Source organism: uncultured Campylobacter sp., from assembly GCF_938017775.1.
GTDB lineage: Bacteria > Campylobacterota > Campylobacteria > Campylobacterales > Campylobacteraceae > Campylobacter_B.
The window spans coordinates 14909-32626 of sequence record NZ_CALIIU010000080.1 but is presented as its reverse complement, the minus strand read 5'-3'; the positions used below and the strand labels follow the sequence as shown (position 1 = coordinate 32626).

Below are 17718 nucleotides of genomic sequence, written 5' to 3'. Positions count from 1 at the left end.
GCATGTAAATAGTATCATCTTGTTGATCTTTACTATCTTTTCGCCTAATCGCCCTAATATTATATTTACCCATTAAATCGGAAATTTTAGAAATATAAGACGGCAATACATCATCTATTTGCAATAATACATTAACCGCAGCATTGCTTTTTTTATAAAATAAAATTGTATTTAGTACGGGCATATTTGCTTGTGCTTTAGCTACGAATTCCAACTCGTAATTAATACTTTCTTCGATATTTTGTATGCCTTGCAGATCTTTTTTCTTTTCGCTCGGATCTTTTAAAATTTCCACTATTTTTTCTAATAAATTTGCATCATTTACCATTAACGTTGGTAAGACCGCCATTTTATCCCCGTAAAAATTAAAAGATAATTCCTTATCAATTGCCATAAAACCGTTTTTAACCAAATTTGCATTAGCACTATTTAGAGGTAGTAATCTAACTTTAATGTCTTGTAAAGCAGTCGGTAACTCATTTACGGAACAAAACGCTAAATTCGCATCTCCACCGATACCCATACTATTTGTAAGCATATCATAACCATAAATTTTGGCAGTTTTACTATTATCGCTATCGCTTAAATGACTCGTAAAAATATTTTTGAAATACGCTGAAACTGGTCTACCCTCCCAAGATAATGCAAAAAAAGTAGCTACTTTCATGCCCTTTTTCTTAGGCTCTTCTTGTAGAGTTGTAATTTCACTTAAAATATCATCAAAAAAGCTCTCGTTTAAACTAGATAAATCCGTCAATATTTTATCATTTTTGATATCGTCAGGATTGAAGCAAGAGAGCATATTTTTTATGGCTTTTGAAATTCCTTTTATAAATTTAGGAGTATCGTCTTTTACGGCTTTGCTAATGAATTGGGCATTAGGGAACAAATTGCCAGAATTCGCACCTATGCCAAATCTACAAACTATTAAATCGTCTCTTGAAATATTGTTATTTACCAATATTTCTTTACTTTTAATATCACAAAGATAAATTTTAATAGCATCGTATTCATAGCTCTTGTTGTTAATTTTAGTTTTTTGTTTGTCGTAAATTTCGCCGATACTAGAAAAAATTTTAACTATATCGCCCAAAATTTATCCTTTCTAAAACATAGGTGAATTATAACTAATTTTAATTATATTGTCAATAGTTATTGTGTTTTAATGAAATAATTTGCCTTTTTTAAATTTTTATTATACAATCGGTTTTAAAGCAAGCAATCATCCTTTTTAGGATTTGAAATTTGTGCTTTAATGCAGTCTTGCTTTACAACCTCCAAAACCCCTACTCCGTAGTTCATGCACCCGCTTCCAGCACCCGTACCAAGGATCAAATTGATTAGTTCTGCATTAGCTACAATTTTCCATCTTGCTTGCCACGCATATACCGGCTCGCGGTTGTTGCCATAATAGAATTTCACAGACTCGCCCGGCTTTTGCCACAATAAATTTAATTCCATTTCGCCATCATATTTTCGCCCCATAATCGTTTCAAATCGCTGTAAAATATTCGTCTTCATCATCTCTAAATGCCTGCTATCTTGCGGCTGCAAATAGACTTTATGCCCCAAAAGCCCGCTTACTGCGCACGCCACGTAGCCTTGCACAATAGATTCGTTCTCACAAATTTTATGATTTTTCGCTTCGACGGTAGTTTGCGTAAATAGAATTTCACCCAAGCTTAACCCGTCTTTTAGCACTGCTAGCGCGATTTTACGTTCAAACTCCGGCTCGCATGAAGCAAATCGCACGCGCAAGTCCTCTCCTCGCAAGATAAAATCAAACACCGTGCGTTTAAAAATTTTACCGCTTGATTCGTGCCTATATCCTACGTGCTCTGAAGCCGGCAGATAGCGATAAAGAAAGCCCTGAATCAGCTGCGAGAGAGATTTTGTGATTTTTAGATTTTTAGTTGGTAATTTTGCGTTGATGATTAGCATTTGCGCTCCTTTGCACGGTAAAATTCTGCCCAAGATTCGTGCAACCTTGGGCAAATGAGTTCTAAGTGAAATTAAAATCCTATCTCTTTGATATCGGCAAACTGCAAAAACGCGCGATAAATTTGTCCGATATTTGCGATACGATTTGCACGTATCACGGCATCCTTGACGTTTATCATTACGTTATCAAAAAAATCATCAATCACGCCTTTAAGCCCAAATAGCGAGCGCAGATACCCACTCACGTCGTTTTCGTTGAGCTTAATCGCCCTGAACGCCGCATTTAGCGCACGCTCAGCGTCGTGTTCGAATAGGTTTTCGTCCACCGCGCCTATTTTTTCGTCCTTGATGATATTGGCTAGGCGCTTAAAGGTCGCAAAATTTTCCCCGAAATCCGCTGCTGCTGTGATCTCGCCCAGAGCTTTTATAGCCTTGCTTAGTCGCAACAGATCGTTTTCGCCGCTTGCGATGCACGCCTTGATCACCGACGGATTTATCTTGTCAAAAATTCCATATAACCTATCTTTTATAAAATCCAGCAGCTTAGAAATGTCAAATTTCTTATAATTTGGCACCAGCTTTTGCGCCAGCGCATTCGCATCAAAGCTCAATCCTTGATTTAGTAAAATTTTAATTAGCCCCGTAGCTGCGCGGCGAAGCGCATACGGATCTTTATTGCCGCTTGGAACTTTATCGATACTAAAAAGCCCCAGGAGCGTTTCAAATTTCATCGCCACAGCGATTACGCTACTAAATACACCGCTTGGCAGCTCGCTATCCTCGCCGCTAGGCAGATATTGCTCGCGTATCGCGCAACATACATGCTCTGCCAGTCCAGCGTGTGCGGCATAGTAGCTGCCCATAATGCCTTGAAGCTCGCTAAATTCGCCCACCATCGTGCTGCTAAGATCTGCTTTACTAAACATTACGGCATTTTCTATATCCTGCGCAAAATCCTTTTTGCCGATCTCCACCTCGATCTGCGTAGCATAATCCGCGCTCAGTGCCCTTGCTACGGCTAGCTCGCGCACTTGCTTATCATATACCGAGCCAAGAGCTTGCATATAGGAAATTTGCTTAAGTTTTTCAGGGCTAAATTCCGCTTGCAAATCGCTCTTCCAAAAAAACATAGCATCGCTTAGGCGCGCGCGTAAAACTTTTTCATTGCCGCGTATCACCAGCTCGTCATCATCGGTGATCGCATTACTAACGACAACGAAGTGATTGCTTAAGTTTTTACTCTCGAAAACGGGAAAATAGCGCTGATTTTCCTTCATCGAAGTGATGATTACCTCTTTTGGCACGCTTAAAAAATCTCGCTCAAAGCTGCCTAACAGCGCCGTCGGATACTCAGTGATAGCCGTTACTTCATCCAGCAACGCAGGATCGACCTCGATCTTAAAGCCATGCTTTTTCTCGAGCTTTGCAAACTCGCTTAGAATTTTATCTTTTCTTTTTTGCTCGCTTAAAATTACGCCGTTACGCTCCAGCAGTGCGAAATAATCTGCAGCGTCTTTAAATTTAATCGCTTCATAGCCAAATTTTCGGTGCGGAAAAAATGCAGCTGCGCTTCGCACGCCATAAATTTCAAAATCTACGTTTTCTCCGCCCAAAACGCAGGCTATGCTTCTTATCGGACGGATAAACTCAAACTTGCCGCTACCCCAGCGCATCGCGCGTCCAAAATTTAGCGATAGTAAAAACTCCTCTATCATTTCGCCTAGAATTTCACGACTATCGCGCCCCTTTTGCACTGCAGCGTGGTAGAGCACCTCTTTGCCACCTATCTGCCGAAATTCCAGCTCGCTTTCGTTTATGCCGCATTTTTTAGCAAAACTTAGCGCTGCAGGGCTCCACGCGCCGTCTTTGAGCGCGACGGATTTTGGCGCGCCCGTGCTTACGATCTGCGCATCATCGCCGCGTTGCGGAAAATCCTCGTGAAATAGCACAAATCTACGCGGGCTAAATTCAAAGCGAAAGTCGCTATTTATACGGTTAGCCTCAAGCACCGCGCGCCATTTTGGCGCGATATTCGCACGCTCTTTTAAAAACGGGATCGCAGGCAGCTCCTCGACCCCAATCTCAATGAGTAGTTCCATCTTTATCCTTTTTTCGTTGATTTCGTTTTTCGTTTTTCTCCATCATTTCGCGGTTAAATCCTACGATCATAAATATCATAAAAAGCACGAAAAGTGCGGTTATAACGGCGTGTATCATTCTACTATAAATTCCTTTTGCCCTTTATAAATCGTAAAATAGGCATTTTTAAATTCTAAATTTTTGCCGTTTTGCACAGGAGCGCTTTTGCGAAAAATTCTAAACTCACCCGCACTTTTTAGATCAATTATGCCGTCTTTAGCGTCGCCTTTGATCGTGCTTATCACATCTCCTGCGCGCAGCTGCCGCACCGATGCGCTAGGCAAAACGTATGGTGCGATAGAGCCTACGTTGCCGCTTCTAGCTACGATCTCAAAATCGTCTATCTCAAAGCTTTGCTTATAAAATTTCGTCTTTTTTACTAGCAGATCGAGTTTATCGCCTAACCGCAGCCCGCTGCCGCCGTAGACAAAAACTCCGCTTCCATCTTGGGAGACCGCAAAGCCGTGGCGGTTTGCAAAGCTCACGACTGCGCCTTTTATCAGCACAGGCTCACTTATAATGCGCCCGTAAAGCTCCTCTATCGTGACGGTCTTTGCGGCACTAGCAGTATTTTTAGCTAAAAATTCTTGCTTTCTCGGCATAGATTTTAAAGCGCCTTCGTCCGTCAGAATGAAGCTAATCGGGAAATGATCGGAAGTGAGAGAGGATTTGGCAAACGCGAAGCTATCCTTTTTATATCCCGGCTCGCTACTAAAAAAATCGTCGCTAAGCAAGATATGATCGAGCACCGCGCCGCTTTCATGAGACTCACAAGAGCTAAAATGCTTTAGCTGCGAGCAGGGATGCAGCGCCCACAAATCACTAAATCCATCGCGCTCAATAAGCTCGTTTAGCAAAGAATTTCGCCCGAAATTCGTATTAAAATCTCCCGCTACGATAACGCGTTGGTGCCCTTGCAAAACCTCGCGTAAAAAGGCGAAATTGCGCTTGCGCTCGCTAAGCGGATTGCGTGCAGAGAGCATATGCACGACATAAAAGCTAAAATCAGTGCCGCTAAGCGTAAAATCAGCGCGCAAAATATCTCGTGTTTTAAGCTCTATCGGGCGGTAGGTTTTTTGAAATTTTATCGGTATGCGCGACATCACCGCCACGCCCGCAGGTGCAGTCTGCGCGCGCGAAAAAGCGTAGAATTTATAGCCCACCTTCTGCGCAAGCGCTTTTAGCACCGCTTCGTTTTCGATCTCTTGCAGCCCCAAAATATCGGCATTAAGCGCGCTTATCTCGTCCGCTACCGCTTGCAGCTTGCGCTCGTATTTTTGCTCGCTCCAGCCTCCGCGCCCGATCTCAAAATCCGCGTACTCCGTGCCGTCGTTTATGCCGTCGAATAAATTTTGCACGTTAAACGATGCGATTTTCAGCTCCGCCGCACTTGCGCCGCAGAAAAACATCGCAAAAAGTAGAGCTAAAACTCGCAAACCGCGCTCCTAAAGTCGAATTTATCGATGTTTTGGCGGATCGCTTCGTAGGTTACGATACCCACGCTGGTAGCTAAATTTAAACTGCGCCCCGCCCCGCTCATCGGGATCGTGATACAGTTTTCGCGGTTTGTGCGCATGATCTCAAGCGGCAGCCCGTGTCCCTCCGAGCCGAAAATCAAAAAATCGCCCGGTTGAAATTTTGCCTCATAGTAGAGCTTGTTCGTCTTCGTCGTTGCGAAAAAGAAGCGCTGCTTAAATTTCTCGTTCGCCGCCATAAACTCGTCCCAATTTTCCCAAATTTTAAGATCCAAATTCGCCCAATAATCTAGCCCCGCGCGGCGCAGATGCTTATCGTCGATGAGGAATCCTAGCGGCTTAATCAGATGCAAAGGACACCCCGCATTGACGCACATACGCCCAATGGAGCCGGTGTTTGTATGGATCTGCGGATATACTAACACGATATTAAACATCAAAAACCGCCGATTTAGCACGATCATAATTTTGCGATTTAAAATTCCGCGAGGCAAAGTTTTGAGATTTAGAATTTTGCAAAGCCAAATTACACGGCTTGGAATTTTGCGCGGTAAATCCTTGTAAATTTGAATGGGCAAAATTCCGTATTTTGAAATTCTGTGAAATAAAATTTAGGTCCATGATTTTGCGACGCTGCAGTACGTCAGATCTCTCCTCACAACGATACGTCTCTTTTGTTCTTATGCGGTGCGCCGAGGCAGCTACCCCCATAGAACAGGACGCGCGATACGGCTCGCTAAATTTTGCTTTAATACGTTTAATATGACGCAGGCTGTGAGATTTTGTGCCAAGATGCCCTAATCTGCAAAATTTCATCTCGCTGTAATGCGAGCCGTGAAATTCCGCCTCGCTGCTGTATGGTTCGTATAATTTCTCGCCGCAGCGATGTGATCTGCGAAATTCGCGCGATCCATAAAACTTCGCCTCGTGGGCTTTTTCGGTGTGGCGGCACGACGGATGAAATTTTAATAGGTAAAATTCTGCGTCGTGAAATTCTACCGAGCTAAGCTTTGCGCTATGAAATTTTACGCCGCAAAAATTTAAATTTCGCGACGTAAAAATCACGAGACTTCGCCTGCGATCAAAGCAAAAAGCGCGCTTTTGCAAATACGCAGCATTTTTACAAAACGCGTAAATTTCGTCGCGACGATAGAATTTTTTCATAAAACTAGCTCCTAAATAAAACGGCAATTTTACAGAAATCTCTCTAAATTTACGCTTTTAAAGCCGCTACAAACGCCCTAATCTCCGCTTCTTGCAGCCTCTTGATCTCCTTGCCGATCGCAGCGCCGCGCAGGTTGCGAGCGACATCCGCGGCGCAAACCAAGCTCTTAAATTTCTTATCCCAAATCCCAAGCCGCTTTGATGCTTGAACCCTACCTTTACAATACAGCCCAAGCCACTGCTTAAGCGGCATTTTTAGAGCGATTTTGCATAGCCGCTCGTCGCTTACCCGCTTAAAAAACGGCTCGCTAAGTAGCCTTTTATAAAGAGAATTTAGCCCTAAATTCTTTAAAATTTTATCTTTATCTAATCCTAAAAAATTCAAAAACGCATATAAAAAAAACATTTCATTTCTCACGAAAGATTCACCACGCTCTATGAATTGCATCAGTCGCTCGTGCGTACGCGTATCAATCCGCAATCCAAAAACCCGCTCGTAAAGCCCTAGCTCTTGCATTAGTATCATCCCATATCGGTGCGCAGGTGCACGGAAAAATTTAATCAGCTCCGCTTTAATGCGCTCGCAACTAAGATCGCTAGCGTCGATACTACGCATGAGCTCTAAGGTGCGATGCTCGGCGCGAAGCTCAAATCTCGCGGCAAACTGCACCGCGCGATATACGCGCAAGCTATCCTCCACGAAAGTGTGCGGATCAACCACTCGCAAAATACGCGCGCGCAGATCCGCAAGCCCGCCGTAAAAATCGAACACTTTGCCGCTTATAGCGTCTATCATCATCGCATTGATTGTAAAATCGCGTCGCCTGCTAGCCTCACGTTCGTCCGTAGCCAAAGCGACGCTAAAGCCCTTGTGTCCGATACCTGTCTTACTCTCGGTACGCGGAAGCGAGATATCGAAGTTTTTGTATTTATAGACGAAGTAGCTTTTGCCGACGCCCTGTGCGCCGAAGTCTTGCATAATTTGCTCGAAGCGGTGCGGATCCACATCGTAAAGCTCCACATCCACATCAGCGCTCGCCCGCCCCAAAAAATGATCGCGCACGCAGCCGCCTACTAGATATATGCGTGAGCTAAATTTTTTAAGATAATCTAAAAGCGCGATGAAATCGTTATTTTGATAGATTTTCAAGTCGGTTTTCGATACTTGCAAGCAAGAATTCCATAAATTTTAAATTTAGCTCCACACGCGCGTTCAAATCGCCCTTCTCAAAAGCGTTCAGCCCCTCAAAAAGCACTAAAATCCGCTCTTTTATCGCGCTCAAAAACTCAGCTTCGCTTGAAATTTTAAAATCTGCATTTGCGAGATATTTTGATTTATCGCCCGCTTGTCTCGCAGCCCCGAGATGTCGCGCTGCTTCAGGCTGGCGCGTGGCGGAATTTTTAGCACCATAAGAGGCAAAACTTTCCGCTTGCATATCCTGTGCGGCAGAATTACGAAGCTGCGGCCTGGCGAGCTCATCGTCTCGCACCCCAGGGATCGTAAAATTCTGCGGCTGCGAAACGAAATTTTGCTGGCGCGCGGCAGCATTGCGGATCTCTAGCGCGGCGGAATTTTGAGCTTGAAGCGACGCTAAATCCTGCTTTTTAGAATGCGCCGTACCGAAATAATCGTCAGCTTCGTTTTCTTTGAAATCAAAGCCAGGCCCAAAATCGTCATTGCTTAGCTCCTTAAAATGCGCGCCTAAAATACGAGGCGTCAAATCTTGCTCGCTTTGAGAGTCGTCATCCGTAGAATTTAGCGCTAATTCAAAATCTTTACTTTCGGCAGAGCTTTGCGCTATGCTTGCGTCCCTGCTTTGCGGCGAAGCAAACCCATTCATATCACTGCCTAAACTATCGTAAATTTCGCCTGCGATGCCCGATAAATCACGAAAGCTTTCGTCAAATTTTGCGGTGGAGCTTTTTAAAATTTCATCGCTTGCAAAGGCGGTATTTACGGAATCTTTGCCGCTTGCAGAAATGGAATTTATAAAATTTCCTCCATTTAAAGAGACGGAAACCACGGAATTTTCACTGCTTGTAAGATCAGAGTTTTTAAAATTCTCCTCGCTGGAAAAAGTAAAATTTTCATCTTTTGCGACAGATTTTTTTAAAGTAGCGTCCGCTGCAAATTCCACGCTGCTAGGCGCAGAGCTACCACCCGCCATGAAATTTGAACGATCTAGGGTGAAATTTAAAGCGTCCGATGAAACAAAGCGCGAAGTGGAATTTTTAGTATCTAAGGAAGTGAAATTTTGCGCGTTTGATGAAGCGATATCCGGCGCAGATGTGGAATTTAAGGCGCCAGATGCAATGGGATCTAGCGCAAAAGAAGCGGGGCTTAAAGCATCCTGCGAAGCTTGCGCTTCTGCTTCAGCGCTGTTTGCATTTGCAGCCCCCTCTTGCTGCACCGCCAAATCTTGCACGCGCTTTTGTGCTTTCATCTCATTTACTGCTTCGATGATATCTTCTAGTTCATTTTCATACATCAATTAGCCACCTCTTAAATTCTGCTTGTTTGCGCGCATCAACGCTTAAAAAGCGCTCCAGCATCGCCATATTAACGCCCGAGCTTACTCGATGATTTAAATTTAGCCGTGCAAAAAGCACAGCCGCATCGCCATCTTGCGGATTATCACGTAAAATACCGCGGCAAATCCGCATTGCGCCGTAAATATCGCCTTTTTTCTCAAGCTCCATAGCGTATGCTAGTGCGCCATTCAAAGCTAGCTCCTAAGCCTTAGCCGCGTAATCTGCGATGATCGAGCCGATCTCTGCGGTCGAGCAAATTTCTTTGGCGTCGTACTGCGCGACATCCTTGGTGCGGTATCCGTCGCGAAGCACGGCGCGTACGGCGCTTTCGATCGCGGCTGCGGCCTCATTTTCGCCGAATGCGTATTTTAACATCATCGCAGCGCTTAAGATCGTAGCGATCGGGTTTGCAATCCCCTGCCCCGCAATATCCGGCGCGCTGCCGTGGATCGGCTCGTAAATTCCTACCTTGCCGCCGATGCTCGCACTCGGAAGCAATCCGATCGAGCCGCAGATCATGCTCGCCTCGTCGCTTAAAATATCGCCGAACAAATTCTCCGTCAAAATCACGTCGAACTGCGCAGGCGCCCGCACGAGCTGCATCGCGGCGTTATCGACGTACATAAACTCCAAATTTATCCCCTCGTAATTTCCTGCTAGCTCGCTTACGACCTCGCGCCACAGCTGGCTTGTTTCAAGCACGTTGGCCTTATCCACGAGCGTTATCTTTTTGTTTCGCAAAAGCGCGGCCTCAAACGCGACCTTAGCTACACGCTCGATCTCAGCGACGTTGTAGCACATCGTATTTAGCGCGTCCTTTTCGTTTTTTGCGCGCGGCTGCCCGAAATAAATCCCGCCCGTAAGCTCGCGCACCACCATTATATCGACGCCTTTGATGATCTCCGGCTTTAGCGTCGAAGCATTTATCAGCTCATCAAAAATCATCGCAGGGCGCAGATTTGCAAATGCTCCAAGCTCTTTGCGAATTTTTAGCAGTCCGCTTTCGGGGCGCAGTTCGCGCGGCAGACCGTCCCATTTAGCGCCGCCGATCGCACCGAAAAGCACCGCGTCGCTTGATTTAGCGGTATTTAGCGTTTCATCCGGAAGCGGAACGCCCATAATGTCGATCGCCGCGCCGCCCATCAAGCGGTAGTCAAAATTTAGCTCGAAATTAAATTTGTGGCTTACGGCATCAAGCACTTTGATCGCCTCTTCAATGATCTCGGGGCCGATTCCGTCGCCTTTTATCACGCATACGTCGTACTTTTTCATCCAAATTCCTTACAAGTTTATCTTTGTTTTTGCATAATTTATCGCTCCGCCGGCGTCGAGGAGCTTTTGCATAAACTCGGGGATTGCGCCGAATTTATACTCAGTTTTTTGAGTTAAATTTTTAATTACGCCGCCCTTTAGATCAATGCTAAGCTCGTCGCCCTGCGCGATCTTATCCGTCTCGTCGCATTCGAGGATCAAAAAGCCCGTGTTGAAGCTGTTTCGATAAAAAATCCTAGCGAAATTCTTTGCGATCACGCATGAAATTCCGGCGGCCTTAAGCGCCATCGGAGCGTGCTCGCGCGAGCTGCCGCAGCCGAAATTTTTTCCCGCTACGATGATGTCGCCGCGAGCGATTTTGGACGAAAAATCCTTGTCAGCATCCTCCATAATGTGCGTCGCAAGCACCGCCGCATCGGAGGTATTTAGGTAGCGCGCCGCGATAATAATGTCGGTGTCGATATCATCGCCGAATTTCCATACTTTTGCCATATTTCCGCCTTCAATTTTAAAATAGATGCGCGATTTTACCGACAAATTTATTAAAATCCGCTCAATCGCTCCGATATGAGGGCGGAATTCCTCGTTTGAAATTTAGGGCTAAATTTAAACGCAAAAGCTCAGAGATAGGAAGTGGGGAGGCGTTAAATTTTAAAGCAGCAGCGCAAAGGAAGCGGGTTTCGGCACGTCGGTTTTACGTCTTGCGAACGCAGAATTTTAGCGAGCAGCCTTAAATTTAGCTAAAAATATAACCTAAATTTTAAAATTTAGCCTAATTTCTAGGATTTGGAAAATTATTAAATTTAGATAGTTTACGCCGTATATAAGCAAAAATAAAGAGCGTTTCGGTATAATCCGATTTTCCAAAACCAAATACATAACGACACAAGGAGATTTTATGGCGAGCCCAAAAGACGCCTTAAGCCCCATCGAGCAATTTTTCGACGACAATCAAAAAAGCTACATCACCTACGAAAGACTGATAAAATTTTTCGACAAAGCCCCCACCGCGACGGCCGTTAAGAAAGTCGAAGCGCTTACGAAAAAATTTGACGTCGAGCTGATCTCCGCCGCAGAAATCTCCAAAATCAAAAATTTAGAGGACGCGAAACTCAAAGAAGCCACGCAAAAAAAGCTACTGGACGAGGGCTGGGACGAGGAGTTTGATCTATCCAGCGACGTCGAGCTTTTGGAGTGGAGCCGTTCGGACAGCCCGGTGCGGATGTATCTGCGCGAAATGGGGCAGATCCCGCTATTGACCAAAGAAGAGGAGATCGAGATCAGCAAAAAAATCGAGCTCGGCGAGGATATCATCATCGACGCGTTTTGCTCGGTGCCATACTTAATAGACTTCATTTTAGACTATAAAGAGCCGCTTATCAACCGCGAGCGCCGCGTAAAGGAGCTTTTCAAGAGCTTTGACGACAGCGACGAAGAGGGTGAAGAGGAGGACGAAGAGGAACTATCGGAGGAGGATTACGACGACGAGGAGGATGAGGAAAGCGCGGACGAGGCGAAGCAAAGGCGATCCAAAAAGAACGATAAGCGCGCTTTAAAGGTCATCGAAAGCTTCAAGGCTCTTGAAAAAGCAAAAAAAGACTGGATGAAATTTGCCGAGAAAAACGCCGAGGCGATTAAGCAGAGCAAGGGAATTTTATCGAAGCTAAACTTGGCGTTTAAAAAGAAAATTTTAAAAGAAAAGCTCATGGATCTAGGCCCTACGAGCAAGCTCATCACCGAGATCGTAAAATCGATGGAGACCGCGCTAAAAAGCGACGAAGGCTTCGAAAAGGAGCTCAAGCGTCTGGAATACAAGCTACCGATGTTTAGCGCCGAACTGCGCGAAAATCATAAAAAAATCCTAAAAGAGATCACGAGGCTTAGCAAAGACGACATCATCGCGCGCGTGCCGGAAGCTACGATGGTCTCGACCTATGTCGATATTAAAAAGCTTTTTTTGACCAAAGAGGCGAGCAAAAAAAGCTTTAATCTCGAGCCCGAGCGGCTGAAAGAAATTTTAGAGCAGATCAAGCGCGGCAAGCGCATTAGCGACAATGCAAAGGCGCGCATGGCAAAGTCCAACCTGCGCCTGGTCGTCTCCATTGCTAAGCGCTACACGAACCGCGGGTTGCCGTTTTTAGACCTCATCCAGGAGGGCAACATCGGGCTCATGAAGGCTGTGGATAAATTTGAATACAAGCGCGGCTATAAATTTTCGACCTACGCGACGTGGTGGATCCGCCAGGCGATATCGCGCGCCATCGCCGATCAAGCGCGCACGATCCGCATCCCGATCCATATGATCGAGACGATAAATCGAATTAATAAAATCACGCGCAAATATATGCAGGAAGGCGGCAAGGAGCCCGATATCAACGTCATCGCGCAAGAGGTAGGTCTTAGCGTCGATAAAGTAAAGCAAGTCATCAAAATCACAAAGGAGCCGATCAGCTTAGAAGCGCCGATCGGAAACGAGGACGACGGCAAATTCGGCGATTTCGTCGAGGACAAAAGCTCGGTTTCGCCGATCGAGCAAATTTTAAAATCCGACCTTAAAGAGCAGATCGATGATATCTTGGAACAGCTCAACGACCGCGAGCGAACGGTGATCCGCATGCGATTCGGACTGCTTGACGACGAGAGCGACCGCACGCTCGAAGAGATCGGCAAAGAGCTCAACATCACTCGCGAGCGCGTCCGCCAGATAGAAAGCTCGGCGATCAAAAAACTAAAACACCCAAAAATCGGCCGCAAACTCAAAACCTATATCGAGAGCTAGAGTAAAACGCCGATATAGCGATCTAGCACACGCCGAGGTAGCGGGCTTTTTAAAGCGATGTTATCGCGCGTACTTGTAAAATCATAGAATTCTGCTCTAAACTGAGTAGTGTAGGTTATTCAAGGAGACTTTATGAAAACTTTAGTAATCGTTATTTTAGACGGCTTTGCCGACTGGGAGGCTTCGCTACTGGCTCCCGCACTACGACATTTCACGGACTATAGCATCCTTTATGCCTCAACCGATAAAAACGAGAAAGTATCGTTCGGAGCTTTACGCGCAAAACCTGATTTAACAATAGATGAAATTTCGCCAGATGCCGCGGCAATCGTGTTAATCGGCGCTAGAAATTCATGGCGCGAACTGCCTAGCGAAAACGCCTCAAAAATTGCTAATTTAATAGAGGAATTTAAACAACAAGGCAAGGTGGTAGGCGGTATTTGCGACGGGGCGTATTTCTTAGCGGCGGCAGGAGCGCTAAATGACTGCCATCACACCGCAAATAGTCTAGCAGACATCGTTAATTTGCCAAAATACAAAAATAAGCATGCCTTTATACAAACAAGTCGCGAAGCCGTAGTAGACGGTAAAATGATCACCGCAAACGGAAACGCATTTATTGATTTTACTATTCAAATGCTGCGCGCCTTAGGAGATATAGACGAAGCAATAATTGCCCAGTGCGAACAAATGTGGCGATAAGTAGGCAGTGCGCGTTTAGCAAATAAAATTTTGCCGAAGCAACACTCGAGCATATAAGCACAAATGAGATACAAAAAATACTGAAAATGAAATTTTGCCGAAGCGGTACGACATCGATGCTCGCTAGGTCTAACACAATACCTTAGTTTGCGTGCTTCCGTGCAAATACAGCATGGAATTTTACGCTCATTTTGCCACTAAAATTATATACGGCGCGAGCCTAAGCCAACAGACGCTATGAAATTTAAAGCAAAGTGTGCCGCCAAAGCGGTACTTCAGCACGCGCCCATCGTCGTAAGCAAAAACGATGTCTTTCCCGTTTCGCCTTTAAATTTAGTGGAGCTCACCATGCCTCAAATAACCCTCGCACGGCGAAATTAAATAGGTCTCAAAAAGCAAAAGCCACAAAGCTTGCTTTGTACATCTTATTTGCCACTTTATACCGAGTCCCGTTATCTCCCGCCGCCTCATTATTGCGCGCCGACATACAATGCAATACCTGTAGCTTTTATGGCCCGTTTATCACATCCCACCGCCATGATGCCTTGCCCATAATGGAACGCTTTAAAAATAATGGTAGAGCCGTCTCTCTTTACTTACACTTGTCGTACTCGCAATCGCAGCGCCCATAAATTTGCCGCATTGCCGCGCCGATAACCGCAATACTATCTAAATTTACTGCTCCGCCGTGTCGTCCCGCTCTTAAATTTATCTTCCGTAGCCAAGGGTACGTTGAGTAACACGACGTCGGTATTTTTGTCTCGCTCTAAATTTATCTCCCGTAGCGCCGCTAAATTTAACCGCGCCGCAAGCTGAGCTTTTTAAGGTAGCTATAAATCCAAGCTCCAAGCAACAAAACCGCTCCGAGGCAATACATGTAAAAGGCCGCGCCGTTTTCATACTCCGCGTCCTGCGCGCTAAAGACCTGCTGCGACATTTCGGGGTTTCGCGCCGCCTCGTCTGCTATCTGCGCCATCACCTCCTCGTCATGTACCTCAAGCGTGATCTTTCGCAGCTCGATGAAATTTGTCCGCTTATCCAGATGCCTGCCGCTGCGACCCGTGACGTAGACGCTATGCGAGTAGAAATTTAGATAATAAAATCCCGCGTCGTCCTTAAAAAGCTTTTCCGAGATCTGCCGCACGGCGCCTTTAAACGGATTATCTCCCGCCCTTTTTAGCGCGCTTAGACGGCTGGCGTCTGCGCCAAATTTATAGTACACGTACCAAAGCGCGTCTTTGAGCCAGCCCTCGATACCGCTGCCGCGCGGGCGATTTAAAATTTTATCTTTGCTTAGATAAAATATGCCGTTTTTGCTCGCAAACAGCATGTATTCTTGATGCCTGCCCTGAAAATTTAGCGGCGTATATGGCTCGTTTGCAGGCTCAAATCTCTCGCCGTTCATCAGCACCGCGCCCGCCTTTGGATCATAAAGAAACTCTATACCGGCGTTTGGCTCCACGAGATACATCTGCTCGCTAGGGGTGAAATTTAGCCTCTCGCCGTCCTTATAAACGCTGCGTCCGTCACTCAGCCACCGATCGGCCGGGCGAAAGTGCGCGGGCAGCTCGGGGCCATCTTCGTATACGGTTTTTCGCCTTATCTGTTTTAGGTTTTTTACGTCCGCGCCCTCTAAAATTTTACCCTCATAAAATACTCGCTCGCCGTCGGTTGCGACGTACGGGCTCTCGGTCAGAGGCGAGATAGGCGCGCTAGTTTCTAGCCTCGCGTATGGATAGTTGTACTCCTGCGGCCATTTAGAGAGCCCAAAGGCGTGGAAAAATACCTTGTAAATGTAGCTTATTGCGCCGCCCGTGCGCTGCGTGACATCCGAGCAGAAGTAGCTCACGCGCCCGTCGCTGTAGTAGCGAGAGCCGATCTTTTGCGTGCGAGCGGGATCTAGCCCCGACATCTTGCGAGCGCCGCAAAATACGCTACTAGCGTCCATGCCGATGTTTGTATAGGAGTATCTGCCGGTATCAAGCGCGCGAAAGCTCGCCGCGTCCGCACCGCCCTCTAACTCGTAAGGAGCAAGGTTCCAAGAGCGTAGATAAATTTTGCCGCCGATGTCGTAATAATCGCTTCTGCCGATCTTTTGCGCGCCTGCGGGCAGCTCGCGCGAGCGGTCATACACCGACAGCTCATAGATAAAAACGAGCGAGACGAAGAGCGGCACGAAAAGTATCGCAAAGAGCAGCTTTAGCGCCTTTTTATCAAATTTACTTAAATTATCTGCCTTTTTCATAAGGCAATTATATATCTTGCTAGTTTAAAACGTTAGAAATTTGCGAGCGTTTGCGAGGAAAATTTTAAAATTTAGGCTGCGGTAAATTTAGCGGCGAAAGCTGCGAGTAAATTTGACGACTAGCCAAAGCTCAAATTTACCCGCAATTACGCGAAACTACGCAAGCTCCGCGCAAATTTAACTCAGTACCCGTCAAAATGCTTGGTCTTTGGCAGTACCAAATTTAGCGTAATACCGATAAGCGCGCCAAGCCCCACGCCGCTAAAGCTCATCGCGCCAAAGTCCAGCACCATGCCGCCGATCGCGCAGACGAAGATGAGCGCGACGATGATCATATTGCGCGGCTCAGCTAGGTCCACGCCGTTTTTTATGAGCGTCTCCATGCCCACGCTAGCGATGATACCGAAAAGCAGCAACATAATGCCGCCGATGACGGGAGCGGGGATCGTGGAGAGCGCGGCGCCGAGCTTACCCACGAAGGCTAGCAGTATCGCTGTAAGCGCGGCAAAGGTCATGATGGCGGGATTGTAGGCCTTCGTGATGCTGACCGCGCCCGTGACCTCCGAGTAGGTAGTGTTCGGCGGTCCGCCGAAGCAGCCTGCCAGCGACGTCGCGAGTCCGTCGCCTAGCAGAGTGCTTTTAAGTCCGGGATTTTTGAGGAAATTTTCCTTCGTTACGTTGCTGATCGCGAGCATATCGCCGATGTGCTCGATCGCGGGCGCGATAGCGATAGGCACCATGTAGATCACGGCTTCGAGCTTAAAAACCGGCGCGGTGAAATTTGGCAGCGCAAACCACGGCGCGTTTAGAATCGGCGTAAAATCCACGATCCCGACAAACAGCGACGCGCAGTATCCAGCCGCGATGCCGCAAAGTATGGGCACTAGGCGCAGCATACCGCGGCCAAACATCATCACGACGATGACAGCCGAAAGCGAGATGAGCGCGATCGTAAGCGACTGGCCTTGCGTATAGAGCGCCTCCTTGCCCTTGCCCATGACCATATTTACGGCTGCTGGCGAGAGGATGAGACCTATCGTCATGATGACGGGGCCGACGACCACGGGTGGTAAAATTTTATGCAAAAACCCCTCGCCTTTTAGCCTAATAAGCAGGCTCAGAACCACGTAAAAAAGCCCCGCCGCGATCACTCCGCTCATCGTCGCGGCGATGCCCCACTCTTTCACGCCAAAGCTTAGCGGCGCGATAAACGCGAAGCTAGACGCGAGAAAGATCGGCGGAACGTGTTTGCGCGTGATGAGCTGAAACAGCAGCGTGCCGATGCCCGCCGTAAACAGCGCCACGGACGTATCAAGCCCCGTTAATATCGGCACCAGCACGAGCGCGCCGAACGCGACGAATAGAAACTGCACGCCGACGAGAGCGTCGCGTAGCCTGAGATTGTAGCCTTCGTATTTTTCCATCTTCTCCTCTTTTATCTTTGCGGCTTGCCTCGCGAGCGTCTTTAA

General features: G+C 46.7%; 16 protein-coding genes. 2 read left to right on the top strand and 14 right to left on the bottom strand.

Annotation, left to right across the window (positions count from 1 at the left end; genetic code table 11):
* The 12 genes from Q0537_RS10365 to Q0537_RS10310 all read right to left on the bottom strand — a co-directional run.
* Positions 1 to 1093: TM1802 family CRISPR-associated protein (locus Q0537_RS10365; protein WP_299227924.1), on the bottom strand; the 1093-nt coding region annotated here is incomplete at its 3' end.
* 116 nt (positions 1094 to 1209) lie between these two features.
* Positions 1210 to 1941 (bottom strand): CRISPR-associated endoribonuclease Cas6, encoded by a 732-nt coding sequence (locus tag Q0537_RS10360; protein WP_299227921.1) that lies wholly within the window; start codon positions 1939 to 1941, stop codon positions 1210 to 1212.
* A gap of 71 nt (positions 1942 to 2012) precedes the next feature.
* On the bottom strand, positions 2013 to 4040 hold the full coding sequence (gene glyS / locus Q0537_RS10355; protein WP_299227918.1) for a glycine--tRNA ligase subunit beta: 2028 nt from the start codon (positions 4038 to 4040) through the stop codon (positions 2013 to 2015).
* Positions 4024 to 4158, bottom strand: a complete 135-nt coding sequence (locus Q0537_RS10350) for a hypothetical protein (RefSeq protein WP_291937682.1) — start codon at positions 4156 to 4158, stop codon at positions 4024 to 4026. The genes glyS and Q0537_RS10350 overlap by 17 nt, the downstream gene beginning before the upstream one ends.
* Positions 4155 to 5516 carry an endonuclease/exonuclease/phosphatase family protein gene (locus tag Q0537_RS10345; RefSeq protein ID WP_299227915.1) on the bottom strand — a complete coding sequence of 454 codons (1362 nt, stop codon included), beginning with the start codon at positions 5514 to 5516 and terminating at the stop codon, positions 4155 to 4157. Before Q0537_RS10345 ends, Q0537_RS10350 begins: the two co-directional genes overlap by 4 nt.
* A complete protein-coding gene (locus Q0537_RS10340) occupies positions 5504 to 5992 on the bottom strand; it encodes a tRNA (cytidine(34)-2'-O)-methyltransferase (protein WP_298977396.1) in 489 nt (162 codons plus the stop codon). The genes Q0537_RS10345 and Q0537_RS10340 overlap by 13 nt, the downstream gene beginning before the upstream one ends.
* Positions 5985 to 6719, bottom strand: a complete 735-nt coding sequence (locus Q0537_RS10335) for a hypothetical protein (protein ID WP_299227912.1) — start codon at positions 6717 to 6719, stop codon at positions 5985 to 5987. Before Q0537_RS10335 ends, Q0537_RS10340 begins: the two co-directional genes overlap by 8 nt.
* 49 nt (positions 6720 to 6768) lie before the next feature.
* Positions 6769 to 7890, bottom strand: a complete 1122-nt coding sequence (locus Q0537_RS10330) for a CCA tRNA nucleotidyltransferase (RefSeq protein ID WP_299227909.1) — start codon at positions 7888 to 7890, stop codon at positions 6769 to 6771.
* Entirely contained in the window at positions 7850 to 9208 is a 1359-nt protein-coding gene (locus Q0537_RS10325) for a hypothetical protein (RefSeq protein WP_299227906.1), read from the bottom strand. Before Q0537_RS10325 ends, Q0537_RS10330 begins: the two co-directional genes overlap by 41 nt.
* Positions 9201 to 9443 carry a hypothetical protein gene (locus tag Q0537_RS10320; protein WP_005869161.1) on the bottom strand — a complete coding sequence of 81 codons (243 nt, stop codon included), beginning with the start codon at positions 9441 to 9443 and terminating at the stop codon, positions 9201 to 9203. Before Q0537_RS10320 ends, Q0537_RS10325 begins: the two co-directional genes overlap by 8 nt.
* Before the next feature lie 9 nt (positions 9444 to 9452).
* A complete protein-coding gene (gene leuB / locus Q0537_RS10315; protein ID WP_299227903.1) occupies positions 9453 to 10523 on the bottom strand; it encodes a 3-isopropylmalate dehydrogenase in 1071 nt (356 codons plus the stop codon).
* 9 nt (positions 10524 to 10532) lie between these two features.
* Positions 10533 to 11015: a 3-isopropylmalate dehydratase small subunit gene (locus tag Q0537_RS10310; protein WP_295152543.1), complete on the bottom strand. Its 483-nt coding sequence runs from the start codon at positions 11013 to 11015 to the stop codon at positions 10533 to 10535.
* 406 nt (positions 11016 to 11421) lie between these two features.
* Here Q0537_RS10310 and rpoD point away from each other — a divergent pair, with 406 nt between their 5' ends.
* Together rpoD and Q0537_RS10300 are read left to right on the top strand one after the other, a co-directional pair.
* The gene (gene rpoD / locus Q0537_RS10305) at positions 11422 to 13302 is read left to right on the top strand and encodes an RNA polymerase sigma factor RpoD (protein ID WP_298957005.1); all 1881 of its coding nucleotides are present in this window, start codon (positions 11422 to 11424) and stop codon (positions 13300 to 13302) included.
* A gap of 132 nt (positions 13303 to 13434) precedes the next feature.
* Positions 13435 to 14004, top strand: coding sequence for a DJ-1/PfpI family protein (locus Q0537_RS10300; protein ID WP_297945200.1), 570 nt, complete (start codon positions 13435 to 13437; stop codon positions 14002 to 14004).
* A gap of 796 nt (positions 14005 to 14800) precedes the next feature.
* On the opposite strand, the gene Q0537_RS10295 is transcribed toward Q0537_RS10300, so the two are convergent.
* Positions 14801 to 16249 carry a DKNYY domain-containing protein gene (locus Q0537_RS10295; protein ID WP_299227899.1) on the bottom strand — a complete coding sequence of 483 codons (1449 nt, stop codon included), beginning with the start codon at positions 16247 to 16249 and terminating at the stop codon, positions 14801 to 14803.
* Between the two features lie 182 nt (positions 16250 to 16431).
* Entirely contained in the window at positions 16432 to 17673 is a 1242-nt protein-coding gene (locus Q0537_RS10290; protein WP_299227896.1) for a uracil-xanthine permease family protein, read from the bottom strand.
* Positions 17674 to 17718: the final 45 nt, after the last annotated feature.